Raw genomic sequence first — 13,638 nt, 5'->3', positions numbered from 1 at the left:
CTTTCACTTTATGAAATACTCTTCAGTTCTTGGGTTAACCGCATAAATTCGTCTTTGTTTCTTTCCATTAATGCGTGGTCAATTAGAGATTTTAATTGTTCTTTTCGAAATGTCTGCAAGGCGTTGTTTAAAAATTGTTCAGCAAGAATCTCATCCATATTCTCGTCCAGTTGCTCAGGTGAATTAAGTAAGTGTTTTTCCATTCCTATCAACTCCTTGACCTTTTTTCTATTTTAGCAGGAATATTTAGATAATTCAATCTCTTTGTTCGAAAAAGTCTTGTCCAATTTATGGATAAAAAAAGATGGCATGGGGAATATAAGGAAGATCAAGATAATTACCTTCTAGGGATGTGTAAATATGAATCTTTACATCAATATGGAGTTTGAAATGAAGAGCTGCTTCATTCCTAATCTGGCTAAATCACAGTCGCTTAAAGTAGTAGAGGTTACTCCTGCCAGTGTGATTGTTCAAATGTATAATCCTGATTGCCGGGGTGTTTTTCCATTGGACAGCTTCCAATACTGGATTAAAAAAGGTTCACTGATCGAAAAGGAAGAGCAGCAAAAGAAAACGTCATGACAATAGGAAAGAGACATCCCGCAAGAGATGTCTCTTTCCTTATCGTTTTTATACGCCGACTTTTTCATTTACCATCATTTTAATCATGCCTTCAACTAGTGCAGGCACTTCTTCAAATGCACTCTTCATATGAACGCGTTCTGTTCGTTTGTGGGCGTCCTTGCCAAATGGACCGACATTTAGAACTGGAGCATCCAATTCCTTCATGCCTTCAAAAGGAATGCTGTATGATTCCCCCCATACTGGTGTATTGGTTACAAACGCTGTCCAGCCTTCCCCTTCGTCCTTATAATTCACATAGCTCAAGTCACAAATGCCATTGAAATAGTGAATTTGATGAACAGGCAAATCAAATTTCTCTTGGCCCTGCTCTTTCACGTAATCAATACATTTATGAACAAGCTCATTATCCGATGAATTAATGGCCGGATAATATGGAGGTGCGTATAGTAGCACCATCGCTGGTGTAAGCTCTTGGCATTGAATAATTAGCGCATCTGCAATGCGGAAGGACTTTTCACGATCATCCCAATCTTCGATAGCCAAAATATTCTTCTTTATTTCCTCAACTCGAGCATGCCCAATTTTGGTTGTTGCATGTTTCAATAGTTCTTCATAGCGCAGAACTCGAACTTCTCCAACAGGAGTAACTCCTTGGGACGAGCATACTTTTTTGTAGGCATCATTACATGCCTGAGCTGCTTCTTGTGCGATTCCTTCGAATACATCCATGATTTCGGAGGCATTCTTTTTCATTAAAAATACATTATATAGAGCAGCAGCACGATATGGAGTCTGTGTAGAATATTCTAGCTTCAAATCTTTTTGCTGCAGTGTAACTGGAACTGGTGTTTTCTCCCCTAATACTGTTTCCTGAAGAGCTGTATTCCACTCCATATGCTGTGTTAAAAATGATGCAATATAAGGTGCTGTGATTCCGCTCAATGGTTCACCTACATGCGTTTCCTTTCCGTAGAAAAGTGCGGATGGCATGATTTTCCCAATCGTACCAGAGTACACATAATATTTACGGTCGCCAGGTTCCTGTGAAAATACAGGTTCTCCATTAAGGAAAAGCTTATAAGTTAAACTATGCTCATCTCGTAAGTCAAGCAGTTTATGAACAGCTGCACGCATACCTGAGGAGTTAACCTCTTCATCCGGAACTGTTAGCAAGATTAGATTAATCGGCCATTGTTCGATCGATGCCTTTTCAATTAAACTCATATGCATCACAAGCCCCATCTTCATATCCATCGTTCCGCGGCCGAATAAGTACTCCCCTGATAATAAATCTTGTTTCGCATCTTCTGGCAGATCATTTAATCGATCATGAAGAAGTTCAGTCAATTGTTCAGGCTGATAAGCAAGTGGTTCAATATCTCCGTATTCTTCCGTATTAACTGTATCAAAATGGCTAATTAAGACGATTGTTTCACTTGCTTCTGGGTGCTTATATAAAGCCGTAAGGAAACGGCGTCCTAAATCGGCATCATCTAATTGTAAGTGACCAGGATTCTTTATAAAATAGTCTAGTTCCTGCAGTTTTGCCTTTAGTTTAACTGGAAATTCACGTTCACCTTCTGTGAGAGTCATGCTCTTCCAGCTGACAACCTCGCATAATAGTTCTCTTAATGCCTTTGGATCTCCCCATCTAAGTTGTGTCATTGTCCATAACTCCTTCTTACTTCCTATTTATTCAAAATATTACAAAATATTTACTTATATTATACAACAGGAAACTTTCAATACAAGCCTATTCCTAAGCAGCATTGTCTGAACCTGACTCAGGAACTGCCTTTTTTTCGAGTTTAAATCGATAGAATAATATACAGCCTACTAAGAATGCAATTCCGATTAATAGACCTACAAGCTGTGTCGGGTCAAAGGCGAGGAATACAAGAATTGAAAAACAAAATACGATACATATGATCGGAACAACTGGATAGAATCGTACTTTGAACTTTAGATCTTCTACTTTTCCACCGGCCTTAATATATTTCCGTCTGAACATAAGCTGTGATAGTGCAATTCCCATCCATGAAATCGTAACGGAAATTCCGGCAATCGACATGAGTAATACGAAAACTGTGTCAGCAGCTGCTACACTTGTTAATAGCGATAAAAGAGAGAAAACCATCGTAAACACTAGTGCAGCAAATGGAACCTTGCGCTTAGATAGTTTACTAAAACGTCGTGGAGCCATTCCTTCGTTTGCCATCGCCCATAATAGACGTGTGGAGGCATATAAACAAGAGTTACCTACAGACAAAATGGCTGTTAAAATAACAAAGTTCATAATATCAGGTGCAAACGGTATGCCTGCTAAATCCATCAGTGTAACAAATGGACTTTCTAGTAATCCTAATTCAGATGATGGGAAAATGGCAGATAATACAACGATAGAAGAAATGTAGAAAATGACAATTCTAAAAAGGACATTTCGGATCGCACGAGGAATATTCTTTTCAGGCTCTTCACTTTCTCCAGCTGCAATCCCAATCAGCTCTGATCCTTGGTAGGAAAAAATAACGTTCATCATTGTAACGAAGAGAATGGCTATACCGGCTGGAAATAGTCCAGATTGAGCTAAATGATCGAAATGTGGAGCAGGACGATCTGCTAATGGAATGAATCCAAAGATTGCACCAAATCCGATAATAATGAAAAAAATAACCGCAACTACTTTAATTCCAGCAAACCAATATTCCGCTTCTGCAAATCCTCTCGTTGTTAATGCATTTAGGGCAAACAATAGCAAGATAAAAACTGCACACCATATCCAAACAGATATGTGTGGAAACCAGCGCTGCATGACGATGCCGGCAGCCGTAAATTCAACTCCTGCAGTTGTTGCTGACCCGATAAAATACATCCAGCCTAGAGCAAAGCCTGCTGAAGGACTAATAAATTTACTGGCGTATGTTTGGAAAGATCCAGTTACTGGCATATAAACCGCTAGTTCCCCTAAACAAACCATTACCATGTATAAAATAAGTCCTCCGAATAAATATCCAATTAATGCACCGCCTGGACCTGCCTGATTAATCGTATACCCTGCATTTAAAAACAGTCCAGTTCCGATTACTCCTCCAAGAGATAGCATAAATAAATGCCGTCTCTTCATGGAACGATTTAACTGGTTATCTTGTAATTCTTGATTGGCCATATCACTCACACCCTTCTATCCACTATCCCAATTTTTTGTATTTACATAGTTGACTTCAAATGATAACCCTTACAAAAATTCCATCATGGTGCAAGCTCTTAGGTGCCGAGAAGCTGAATGCGGAAATAAGATATTATTCCTACTCAGCTTCCCTTGAATATTGATGCATTTGTTTAAGTTTAGAATCGTAATGATAAGCAGCTTAACCCGCCATCTAACTTGCGGAACTCTGACATTTCAAGTTCGATTGTTTCATAGCCAGCATCGTTAATTAGTTTCTTTGTTTGTGGGAAACCAGCTGGAATAATTACATAGTCATTTACTTGTATACAGTTTGCTGCATATGTTTCTTCAGCTGGAACGATGATTTTGTCATAAGATGCAAAATCCGGATGATCAATGAACTCGCCAGCTACAACCATTTTATTGTTCCCTAAGTAGGCAATTCCTGTTTTTAAGTGGAAAAATTCTTTAAGCGGAACAATAGTAGCTTTGTAGTTTTCGGACTCTAAGATCTCTTTTAACTGTTCTGCACCTTCTTGATTTGTACGTTCTGAAATACCGATATAGAAATGATCATCAGCCTGCAGGACGTCACCGCCATCAAGTAAACCTGGTGATTTAATATAATAAATTTTATCGTAGAAGCCTTTAATAGCTGGCTCCATTTCAACGATTTCTCTATTTCTTGAATCTGCGCCAGGATTAGAGATCACAGCGAATTCAGCTGTTAATACGGCTGTGTCCTCAACGAAAGTTGAATCTGGGAAATCGTTGTTTTTAGGCATTACATGAACTTCAACATTACACTTTTTAAGTGCTTCGATATAAGCTGCATGCTGTTCTAAAGTCTTTTCATAAATAGGTGTTCCTAAATCTGAAGTTGTTAATCCGTTAATATAAGTATCTCCAGGTGTTTTAACAATTGTATTTTTGAACATTTCATTTCCTCCTAATATTTGTATCTATGAAAATAGTATGAATTTTTTAATTACGAACTACCGGACAAGTAAGGCAAGTTGGACCGCCTGTACCTAAGTAAGAGATTTCACGACCTTGATATTCATATACAGTAGCACCAGCCGCAAGTAATTGCTCCTTTGTTGATGGGTTTCCAGCAGGTATTACACAAACTCTCGGTGCTAGAGCTAATACATTACAGCCTAGGGTTAAATACTCTTCTTCTGGAACTTCTACAAATTGAATGCCTTTCTCTACTAAAAGCTGTCTCATAAATACAGGCATTAATCTTGAATACACAACAGCTAAATCTGAATCTACCATGCTGATAAATGACATTAAGTGCAGACATTCATTTTCTCCTTGATCGTGCGGAAGCTGGACAACAATAAATTCGTCTACTAAATCTTTTGTCATTTCTTTAATTTGGCGAATGGCCTCATCATTTGTTCGATAACCTCTTCCAACAAGTATTGTCCGGTCATCAAGCCACACAATATCTCCGCCGTCAGCTACCGCATCCCCCGTTAGTTCGCCAATAATTGGAATGTTTTTCTCTTGAAGAAATTGTTTATAAATAACTGCTTCATTTTGACGCAGTTTTTTTCCTGATTTCAATATCATTGCACCTTTACCTGTGAACTTAACAGGATCATGGGCATAAAGAGAATCTAATCCGACTTCATCTGAAGCTGGTAAAAATTCAATTGTATCCACATGTTTACGAAGAATAGAAAGGAACTCTTCATATTCCTTTTGAGCTTCAGCAAAGTTTGGCTCTTCTAAATAATTAAATCTTTCCCATTCTTTATTTAAGTGTTCCTGGCTCTTAAAAGCCTCATTGGGATGTTTTACAATAACAGTTCGCAGTTGTTTGTACATTGATTGACAATAATCCACCCGAACTCCTCCTTTTCCATCTATCGGAATCTAATTCCTCTGAAAGGAATTTTATACTTATGATATTATAATAGATATTTTTGCGTGTCAATATTTTTCGAATTGATGGAATCTTTTCATTTAGCAATTTTTATATATAATAGAATTATAAAATGGAATGGGAGATAAATTTATGCAAACGATAGACCGCGCAATGCAGGTAACGAAGGCTTTAGCCAACAGCCCAGATAAAATGTGGTTATCCATTACTGACTTATCAAAAGAATGCGATCTGCCTGCAAGTACGATGCACCGGCTTTTACAAGCAATGAAAAAACATGGGCTTGTTCAGCAAGACCCTGATTCTAAACTCTATTCTTTAGGCAACACATGGCTAGAGTATGGCTTACAGCTATATGATAGTTTCGATTTTGTTAACTTAATTCGTCCTGAAATGGAAAGGCTTATGATTGAGGTTGAAGAAAGCATCTATTACAGCAAGTGCATTGGCCTCGAATCCATCATTGTTGAAAGAATTGACTGCCCTACTAATCCGATTCGGATTAATGACCAATTAGGGATTCGGATCCCGATGAATATCGGGGCAGCTAATAAAGCAATGCTTGCTTATATGCCTAAAGAGGAAATGCAGAAAATTGTTCAAGCAATCATCGCAGAGGAAGAGAAACAAAAATTCTTAAATGTTCTTCAGCAAACAAGGACGCAAGGATATGGATTTAGCAATGGTGAAAGAACAGAAGGAACATCATCTGTTGCTGCGCCGATCTTTAACCAGTGGAATGACTTAATTGGCGCAATCAGCATTGGTTATGTTAACTTCAATTTAACGCAAGAGAGACAGGATTATTTAATTAAAAAGGTAATAGAAACTGCAAAACATATATCGGTAAAATTAGGTTCTAGACGATAAGGCTTATTTAAAAGCCAGTCCAATTTTTTAAAAATAATTGGACTGGCTTTTGCATTTATCGAAAAAACTCTCCAAAAGTTTGGAGAGTTCTAAATCCTAATTTCTATTAAGAAGCTTTCTTTTCTAATTGCTCGTTATGATTGATTTTTCTTCCTCTAACCCATGCAACCACAACTGCAGCCATTAATGCAAAGCCTAGGTAACCAGTGATTGGATATAGTGTTCCTACTAGTTTCGTGAAGCCTACAAAGCTTGCAGCAAATCCTGCTAAACCAACGACAGTTACAAAGCCTTTAAACTTTGGTGTTCCAGGCTTCAATACACGTACTGAGAAGCCATAAAGCATCCCTACTGCCGTGTTGAAAATCATCGCTAATAGAACAATAGACATAATAATTCCGATAATAGGAGAAATTTCATTTGCTAAGTAAAGCATTGGAATATCAAGACTTCCAACTGCGTCAAGTCTAGTAAACATCCCTAGGTTAATTAAGATTAGCATTAATCCTAATCCTAATCCGCCTAAAATTCCGCCCATTCCTGCAATCTTAGCATTTTTCGTTGTTCCGCCCATAACAGCAAGCATTGGAATACCACATACGATGTTAAATGATACATACAAAAGCCCTGAAACAAACCAGTTAGATGCTGCTGATTTTTGTCCTTCAGAAATTGCTTGAAGCTCTGCAAAGCTTGTATCCATCGTAAATAGTGAATACGCAGCAATAATAAGTACTAATGCAATTAATACAGGTGTTGCAGCAGCAATAATGTTAATTACTCTTTCAACATTGAATAAACAAGCAAAGATTGTTAGCGCTACCATAATCAAGCTGCCAACGAAACTTGGAATACCAAACTGCTGCTGGAAGGTTGCTCCTGCACCGGCAAACATGATCACGGCAACTCCGAATAAGAAGAATGTAATGATGACATCTACTGCAATTCCAAGATATTTTCCACAAATACTATACACAACATCTTTATGTGAATGTGTTTGTAATCTGCTTCCGATTTGAGTAATTTGCATTCCTAAAAATGCAAATAGAAATGTCGCTACAGCAGCACCTGCGAATCCAATAACTCCAAAGCTCGTAAAGAACTGCAAAACTTCTTGTCCAGAAGCAAACCCAGCACCAACAATCGTACCAATATATGCCCCTGCAAGTTGAATACTTTTTTTCATAAAAGCCCCCATTAAATTGAATTTTTTGATAATTTATTTTAAAGGAGAGGAAGCCATGCAATGGTACTTCTCTCCTTGTAAAATCATTAAGAAAAAGTTTTTTCACTAACAGTAAATTGTTTAATCGTCTCCCTATTCGGTGAATACCCGATTCCAGGAACGTCTGGAACTGTAATATAGCCATCTTTCACAACTACTTCTGGATCGATAATATCCTTGTCCCAATAGCGCGAAGATCCAGCTGTGTCTCCTGGCAGGATGAAATTATCTAACGTTGTCAGAGCAACATTATGTGCTCGTCCAATACCTGATTCAAGCATTCCACCGCACCAGACAGGAATATTATGCTGCTGGCAAAGGTCGTGGATTTTCTTTGATTCCGTTAACCCACCTACGCGGCCAATCTTGATGTTAATAATTTTGCAGCTTCCTAATTCAATTGCTTTACGAGTATCTTCATAAGAATGAATACTTTCATCTAAGCAAACTGGTGTATTAATTTGTTTTTGAAGTGTAGCATGATCAATAATATCGTCAGATGCTAAAGGCTGTTCAATCATCATTAGATCAAACTCATCCAAAGCGCGTAATTGGTCAATATCTTCTAAACGGTATGCTGAATTGGCATCTGCCATTAAAGGCACATGAGGGAAATGCTTACGGACTTCTCTCATGACATCAACGTCCCAGCCTGGCTTGATTTTGACTTTCATGCGTTTATAGCCCTCTGTTACATATCCGTCAATTAATTTGAGAAGATCGTCCACTGTATTCTGAATGCCAATACTAATACCGACTTCAATTTTTGTTTTTTCGCCGCCCAGTGCTTTTGCTAAAGAAATGCCTTTTTCCTGTGAATACAGATCCCAAATCGCTCCCTCAACAGTTGATTTCGCCATATTATTTTTGCGAATATAGGAGAACATGTCAGAAACTTCATCTGGATGCTTAATATCTTTGTTTAATATCGCTGGAATCAGGAAATCCTCAAGCATATGCCAATTTGTTTTTAGTGTTTCTTCGTTATACCAAGGAGAATGGAAAGCAACAGATTCTCCCCACCCGCTATTTCCATTTTCATCTTTTGCTTCGAGTAAAATGAACTCTCGGTCCTGCATCGTCCCAAAGCTTGTTGTAAATGGAGATTTCATTCTCATTTTTAAATGTCTTAATGTAATTTCTTTAATCTTCATAATTGGTATCCACCTTTTCTACTTGTTAATTCTCAATTGCTGCACTTTAACGAGCACATAAAAATGCACTGGTTCTCCGTCTGTTTTTTGTAAAGAAACAGCTGCATAGCCTGCTTTAAAAAGCTCTTGAAAAATTCTTCTCGTCTTCATGCGCCAATCTAAAGCTAGTTCACTGTCAGCTTTTTTTAATTCCTGAATATTGACAGGCACTGGCACAAGCAATGGCTGATTGTATTGAGAATATTGCTGTAAACCGTGTTCGATATCCCCTAATTTAGGCATTCCACTGCTAGTCAGCGCCCAGCTGAAAAGTTCGATGCCTTCCTTAGATTGAATTTCATCTAAGCCTTTGCTGTTCTCAACATGCTCGCTATTAATCCACCAATCTATCTTAAAGCGGTCAGATGGCAAGCCTTTATTAAGCCCATCATCCATTTCTCCATAGCAATTCTCAAAATAGGTGGAGCAGATTCCACGAAGCTTATTCATATTCAAGTAGGCATTACGTGTTTCTAATGGATCAAAAGTCCATATGATTTGGTCATAGCCTAATTCTGCGGCAACTCTTTTTTGTTCTTCCTTTAATTTTGCACCAATTCCTTGATCCTGATACTCGGGGTGGATTCCGAGCATATGGGAGCATAGATAGGTTTGCTTTTTATCAAATCCGGCAAATCCATAGCTGAAGCCAACGAGCTTCTCCTGATGGAAAGCACCTAACATAATTCCGCCATTTTTGGCAGCTGTCACAGTTTGATGAATTGGAATTGCACTCATCTTCCAAACCTCTTCCTCTAACTGTTGAACAAGCTTCATTTCATTGCTGCTGTGTAAAGTACGTATTTCAAGACTTTCATTCATGTTCATTCACCTTCTTGTTGTCTCTCAAGTGTGTTTATAATGGTTTTCGTTAGAATTTCTATTCCTGAGAATATAGCTTCACGATTAAATGTCATGTTAGGATGATGAAGTCCAGGTGTTAATCCGCATCCAAGACCTAGCATTGTCGCTTTAACGCTTGGCTTTCTTAAAGTATAAAAGTGAAAATCTTCCCCACCAGATGAAATGACCGGTTCTTTTGATCCTTTTTCACCTAACGTATCCCGTATCGCTTGTTTCATATATTGTACTGCTTCTAAATTAACCTCAGCTGCAGCTACATTTGCTTTTGTTTCAAAAGTTATGTCTACTCCATAAAGTGAACTTACACCTTTAAAAATATTTTCAACCTTCTTCGTTAGTTCTTCCATTACTTTATTCGTTTGTGCTCTTAAATCAAGACTGAAGACTGCTTTTCCAGGAATAATATTCCCTGAATCTCCCCCAGCATGAAATTTAGTCATTTTCGCTGTATACGGAACCATTGGATCTAAATGAATTCCCTTTATCTCATTTACAATGGCTGCTCCAATTTCGATCGCATTTTGACCAAGATGTGGTCTTGCACCATGTGCATCCTCACCAATAATTTCGCCTGTCATGAACTTGGCAGCTCCATGATAGATCGCTGGTACAGCACAGCCATCCTCAAGCTCCTGAATCGGTCTTAAATGAACCCCATAAAGAAAATCAACATCGTCGACAACCTTCTTCTCCACCATTTTCAACGCACCAGTTCCTTTTTCTTCGGCTGGCTGAAAAATAAACTTAAACTTACCTTTTTCTAGCATATTTAAGTTTTTCAGAAGGAGCATTGCTCCAATAACCATTGTCATATGAGCATCGTGACCACATGAGTGATTTGCTTTATAGATGCCATTTACTTCCTGCCAAAGCGCATCCATATCTGTTCGTAATCCGATACAGAAATCCCCGCTTCCAGCCTCCACTACTAGACCTGTACAATCATCAAAGGTTTGCACATTAAACCCTTGCTCCTGTAAAAACGATTGAATAAATTCAGTCGTTTTGAACTCTTCCCAGCTTACTTCAGGGTTCTGATGAAAGTGATCAAATAGGGACTCAATTGTGGGTCTTAGCTGAGCAATTTCCCTTTTCATATCGCATCTCCTCCATCTACAAAGAAATCATCCTTAAATAATTCTTCATATTGTTCTTTACGTTTTTCAAAATGATTTGAATTTTTGACTGTTACCCCGGCTACAACTGCGTTTAAAAAAGAAAATAGAGCAGTTGTTGTATCAATTGAAGATTTCTTAAATGGAAATATTGGAAATAACATATCGGAAAATTCACTTACTGGTGCATTCGGGGAATCTGTAATCCCAACAATATATGCTCCTTGCTTTTTTGCCAGCCGGCCAATTTTAATCGTTTCTTTTAAATAGCGATGAAACGAAATGGCAATCATAACAGATTGGTTATTCATTCCACTTAGAGTAAATACAATATCGTCTGTGTCAGACCTAACTATTTTTACGCGATCCTTAACGAGTCCAAGTGTAAATGACAACCAGTTTGCTGCAGGAAAAGATGTTCCTAATCCTGAAATATAAATCGCATCTGCCTTAACAATCTGATCAACTAATTGGTTTAATTGATCTTCATTGATAAGTGCCATCATTTCCTTAATTTGTTCCCTATCCTTTTCCATCACTTTGGCAAAAAAGTTAGGCTCCTCTGCTAATTGCAGCTTGGTAGAATGATATTCCCCAAGACTGCTTTCCTGAAATAGCAGCTGTTCACGAACTTTCTTTTGCAAATCGGAATAACCAGAAAGATTAATCGCATAACAAAAACGTATCACTGTCGTTTCACTAACTCCTGCTTTGGTACCGATTTCATTTGCAGACTTCATAGCAAAATCCTTCGGCATTTCGAGCAAATAGTTAGCCACTTTTTGCTGCCCCTTTGATAGTTCATTGTATTTATAAAGGATAATTTTCTTTAATTCCATGGAAATCTCCCTTTGAAATGAAGCGTAGGCTTTAAGTTGGTTTAATCAGTGAAGTTTACACTTCATTTTCATCACGTTAATAAAATAACACATTTCGACAAATGATACAATCATTTTTCAGAAAATTCTTCATAGAGGAACTGTTAGCCATAATAAAAAGTTTCATAACTTTATAGAAAAGTGCTGATTCTTCAAAACAATCCATGAAAAATGACGCAGCAATAAATTAATTCAATATTTGTCCATTTCAAAAAGGATTACATTTGCATACTTTGTACTAATTAATATAAAGGTGGTGAAAGGTATGGAATCTCATGGTCATGGAGGAATGAGAAGCGGCTTTGCTTTAATTGTTGTTCTTTTTATCCTCTTAATAATTATTGGTGCATCTTACATGGGTTATTAACCTATGAAACCAATTGATTACAGTACCCAGATTAAGCACCTAGAATTGGCTGTTCAATCACTAGGAATCTTAATCTGGGTTCCTATTCACAAGTGCCTAGTTTCCTACATATAGTATTAAAAAGTGGAGTTGGTCATCATGGTGAAATGGATCGATGTTTCAACATCAAAGCATCAATTAAAACTTTTTAATGGAAACAGACTTTTAAAAACTTACCCGATTGCCGTGGGAAAAATATTGTCACCAACACCTACAGGAACATATACGATTATCAACAAGCAGCCTAATCCCGGTGGACCATTCGGAGTGCTTTGGATGGGGCTATCAAAACCTCATTACGGCATTCATGGAACAAATAATCCAGCTTCAATCGGTAGGTTTGTTTCGCATGGATGTATTCGAATGTTTAATCACGATGTACTAGAATTATCGTCTTTAGTTCCAATTGGTATTGAGGTTTTTATTCATAAATGAAAGCAAAAATAAAAAAATGCAGCCTGATTACAGGATGCATGTCATTCATTTTATTTTGGAAAGATGATCGATATAATTTTATTCATATCCATACCAGATTCCACTTCGTAAATACCTGGACGCAATTCGTTCGCAAGCCCTCGCTTTTCTACTTCCTTTGAAAATGCATTGGCATTATCGATTATTTTCGCTCTTACAAGACTTCTTCCAACATCAATGCTGGTCATGCCCGAAGATACATTTAGTACAGTTCTATAGACTACTTTTTCTTTTTCAGTATTTTCTTTTTTACTGTCCTTTTGACTGTCTTTTTTCTCTTCTTTGTCTTTCGCTTTTTCATCAGCTAGCTGATTCCACTCTTTTTCAGTATAAATTACATAGCCTTTAGCTGTAAGCAAATCCTTCATTTCTTCATTTGAAAGTTTTTCAGCTGGCTTGCTAGCTGGCGTCGCATCAGCAGAACTGCTAAAGTAAACAAACCCACATAAGCTTGCCGCAACAAGTAATCCCCCGGCAAAGCTGCGCATCTCTTTAGATGTCATTGGCAACCTTGCTCCTTTCATCCTTCTGTTTAACATAGGAAGCAAGCATGCGTTCGACCTCGGCCTGATCTATCTGTTTCTCTGACGAAATACTCTCTACAGAATACCCACGCTTTTGTAAGTCAATCATATCACGCAGCAACTGTCTTTTTTCATAAGGAACCGAACTCGTTCCTTCCTTAGCAGTGATGTCAGCATCAATTTCCAGATTTCTAATTTGCTGCTGGAGCTGATACACCTCTTCCATTAAAGTGAAGGTAAGTTGATCTATCTGCTGCTCTAGTCTAGTTGAATTTTGCCCCGATTTATAAAACGATAAAATGAGCAGCACGACTGCTGCAAGGAACAAAATGGCTATTGCCCATCCCATCATTCTATTCCTCCCTTACCTAAATGATGATCTTGCATTTTAATATTATACATCATGCAGACTAGATTTCTATTTAAATCTGCAAAACA

The 13,638-nt window shown here is 37.8% G+C and carries 16 protein-coding genes; 4 read left to right on the top strand and 12 right to left on the bottom strand.

All coding sequences use genetic code 11. The annotated features are described in order from the left end of the window. Window positions 1-8 precede the first annotated feature (8 nt). Window positions 9-203, bottom strand: a complete 195-nt coding sequence (locus H0173_RS05785; protein WP_221845403.1) for an IDEAL domain-containing protein — start codon at window positions 201-203, stop codon at window positions 9-11. Window positions 204-360: 157 nt separating this feature from the next. Between H0173_RS05785 and H0173_RS05780 the strand changes: the two genes are divergently transcribed. Further along, window positions 361-582, top strand: a complete 222-nt coding sequence (locus H0173_RS05780; RefSeq protein ID WP_221845402.1) for a hypothetical protein — start codon at window positions 361-363, stop codon at window positions 580-582. A gap of 48 nt (window positions 583-630) precedes the next feature. On the opposite strand, the gene H0173_RS05775 is transcribed toward H0173_RS05780, so the two are convergent. The 4 genes from H0173_RS05775 to H0173_RS05760 form a co-directional block, all read right to left on the bottom strand. Then, a complete protein-coding gene (locus H0173_RS05775; protein ID WP_221845401.1) occupies window positions 631-2,250 on the bottom strand; it encodes a M20/M25/M40 family metallo-hydrolase in 1,620 nt (539 codons plus the stop codon). 94 nt (window positions 2,251-2,344) lie between these two features. Next, window positions 2,345-3,751: an amino acid permease gene (locus H0173_RS05770; protein ID WP_221845400.1), complete on the bottom strand. Its 1,407-nt coding sequence runs from the start codon at window positions 3,749-3,751 to the stop codon at window positions 2,345-2,347. Window positions 3,752-3,930: 179 nt separating this feature from the next. Beyond that, entirely contained in the window at window positions 3,931-4,692 is a 762-nt protein-coding gene (locus tag H0173_RS05765) for a dimethylarginine dimethylaminohydrolase family protein (protein ID WP_221845399.1), read from the bottom strand. A gap of 46 nt (window positions 4,693-4,738) precedes the next feature. After that, window positions 4,739-5,593 (bottom strand): dimethylarginine dimethylaminohydrolase family protein, encoded by an 855-nt coding sequence (locus H0173_RS05760; RefSeq protein WP_221845674.1) that lies wholly within the window; start codon window positions 5,591-5,593, stop codon window positions 4,739-4,741. Between the two features lie 190 nt (window positions 5,594-5,783). Here H0173_RS05760 and H0173_RS05755 point away from each other — a divergent pair, with 190 nt between their 5' ends. After that, window positions 5,784-6,521 (top strand): IclR family transcriptional regulator, encoded by a 738-nt coding sequence (locus H0173_RS05755; protein WP_221845398.1) that lies wholly within the window; start codon window positions 5,784-5,786, stop codon window positions 6,519-6,521. 106 nt (window positions 6,522-6,627) lie between these two features. Here H0173_RS05755 and H0173_RS05750 read toward each other — a convergent pair whose 3' ends face one another. The 5 genes from H0173_RS05750 to H0173_RS05730 form a co-directional block, all read right to left on the bottom strand. After that, window positions 6,628-7,707, bottom strand: coding sequence for a YkvI family membrane protein (locus tag H0173_RS05750; RefSeq protein ID WP_221845397.1), 1,080 nt, complete (start codon window positions 7,705-7,707; stop codon window positions 6,628-6,630). An 86-nt stretch (window positions 7,708-7,793) separates the two neighbouring features. Continuing rightward, window positions 7,794-8,900, bottom strand: coding sequence for an o-succinylbenzoate synthase (gene menC / locus H0173_RS05745; protein WP_221845396.1), 1,107 nt, complete (start codon window positions 8,898-8,900; stop codon window positions 7,794-7,796). 18 nt (window positions 8,901-8,918) lie between these two features. After that, on the bottom strand, window positions 8,919-9,761 hold the full coding sequence (locus H0173_RS05740) for a GNAT family N-acetyltransferase (RefSeq protein ID WP_221845395.1): 843 nt from the start codon (window positions 9,759-9,761) through the stop codon (window positions 8,919-8,921). A gap of 2 nt (window positions 9,762-9,763) precedes the next feature. Continuing rightward, window positions 9,764-10,900: a M20 peptidase aminoacylase family protein gene (locus tag H0173_RS05735; protein WP_221845394.1), complete on the bottom strand. Its 1,137-nt coding sequence runs from the start codon at window positions 10,898-10,900 to the stop codon at window positions 9,764-9,766. After that, on the bottom strand, window positions 10,897-11,757 hold the full coding sequence (locus H0173_RS05730; RefSeq protein ID WP_221845393.1) for a MurR/RpiR family transcriptional regulator: 861 nt from the start codon (window positions 11,755-11,757) through the stop codon (window positions 10,897-10,899). The genes H0173_RS05735 and H0173_RS05730 overlap by 4 nt, the downstream gene beginning before the upstream one ends. A gap of 304 nt (window positions 11,758-12,061) precedes the next feature. Here H0173_RS05730 and H0173_RS05725 point away from each other — a divergent pair, with 304 nt between their 5' ends. Together H0173_RS05725 and H0173_RS05720 are read left to right on the top strand one after the other, a co-directional pair. After that, window positions 12,062-12,163 carry a YjcZ family sporulation protein gene (locus H0173_RS05725; RefSeq protein ID WP_221845392.1) on the top strand — a complete coding sequence of 34 codons (102 nt, stop codon included), beginning with the start codon at window positions 12,062-12,064 and terminating at the stop codon, window positions 12,161-12,163. 138 nt (window positions 12,164-12,301) lie between these two features. Continuing rightward, window positions 12,302-12,637, top strand: coding sequence for a L,D-transpeptidase (locus H0173_RS05720; protein ID WP_221845391.1), 336 nt, complete (start codon window positions 12,302-12,304; stop codon window positions 12,635-12,637). Between the two features lie 50 nt (window positions 12,638-12,687). On the opposite strand, the gene H0173_RS05715 is transcribed toward H0173_RS05720, so the two are convergent. After that, entirely contained in the window at window positions 12,688-13,179 is a 492-nt protein-coding gene (locus H0173_RS05715) for a hypothetical protein (RefSeq protein ID WP_221845390.1), read from the bottom strand. Beyond that, window positions 13,169-13,549: a hypothetical protein gene (locus H0173_RS05710; protein WP_221845389.1), complete on the bottom strand. Its 381-nt coding sequence runs from the start codon at window positions 13,547-13,549 to the stop codon at window positions 13,169-13,171. The genes H0173_RS05715 and H0173_RS05710 overlap by 11 nt, the downstream gene beginning before the upstream one ends. Between the last annotated feature and the right edge of the window lie 89 nt (window positions 13,550-13,638).

The organism is Bacillus sp. S/N-304-OC-R1 (genome assembly GCF_019749375.1).
GTDB lineage: Bacteria > Bacillota > Bacilli > Bacillales > Cytobacillaceae > Cytobacillus.
Note: the sequence above shows the minus strand (reverse complement) of the source record. Positions and strands in the feature narration are given on the sequence as shown.

Excerpts from the sequence above, each read along its gene's own strand:
- H0173_RS05770 (WP_221845400.1), bottom strand. The coding sequence starts at position 3,751 with ATGGCCAATCAAGAATTACAAGATAACCAGTTAAATCGTTCCATGAAG.
- H0173_RS05775 (WP_221845401.1), bottom strand. The coding sequence starts at position 2,250 with ATGACACAACTTAGATGGGGAGATCCAAAGGCATTAAGAGAACTATTA.
- menC (WP_221845396.1), bottom strand. The coding sequence starts at position 8,900 with ATGAAGATTAAAGAAATTACATTAAGACATTTAAAAATGAGAATGAAA.
- H0173_RS05785 (WP_221845403.1), bottom strand. The coding sequence starts at position 203 with ATGGAAAAACACTTACTTAATTCACCTGAGCAACTGGACGAGAATATG.
- H0173_RS05760 (WP_221845674.1), bottom strand. The coding sequence starts at position 5,593 with ATGTACAAACAACTGCGAACTGTTATTGTAAAACATCCCAATGAGGCT.
- H0173_RS05750 (WP_221845397.1), bottom strand. The coding sequence starts at position 7,707 with ATGAAAAAAAGTATTCAACTTGCAGGGGCATATATTGGTACGATTGTT.
- H0173_RS05740 (WP_221845395.1), bottom strand. The coding sequence starts at position 9,761 with ATGAATGAAAGTCTTGAAATACGTACTTTACACAGCAGCAATGAAATG.
- H0173_RS05730 (WP_221845393.1), bottom strand. The coding sequence starts at position 11,757 with ATGGAATTAAAGAAAATTATCCTTTATAAATACAATGAACTATCAAAG.
- H0173_RS05735 (WP_221845394.1), bottom strand. The coding sequence starts at position 10,900 with ATGAAAAGGGAAATTGCTCAGCTAAGACCCACAATTGAGTCCCTATTT.
- H0173_RS05710 (WP_221845389.1), bottom strand. The coding sequence starts at position 13,549 with ATGGGATGGGCAATAGCCATTTTGTTCCTTGCAGCAGTCGTGCTGCTC.
- H0173_RS05780 (WP_221845402.1), top strand. The coding sequence starts at position 361 with ATGAATCTTTACATCAATATGGAGTTTGAAATGAAGAGCTGCTTCATT.
- H0173_RS05720 (WP_221845391.1), top strand. The coding sequence starts at position 12,302 with ATGGTGAAATGGATCGATGTTTCAACATCAAAGCATCAATTAAAACTT.
- H0173_RS05755 (WP_221845398.1), top strand. The coding sequence starts at position 5,784 with ATGCAAACGATAGACCGCGCAATGCAGGTAACGAAGGCTTTAGCCAAC.
- H0173_RS05765 (WP_221845399.1), bottom strand. The coding sequence starts at position 4,692 with ATGTTCAAAAATACAATTGTTAAAACACCTGGAGATACTTATATTAAC.
- H0173_RS05725 (WP_221845392.1), top strand. The coding sequence starts at position 12,062 with ATGGAATCTCATGGTCATGGAGGAATGAGAAGCGGCTTTGCTTTAATT.
- H0173_RS05715 (WP_221845390.1), bottom strand. The coding sequence starts at position 13,179 with ATGACATCTAAAGAGATGCGCAGCTTTGCCGGGGGATTACTTGTTGCG.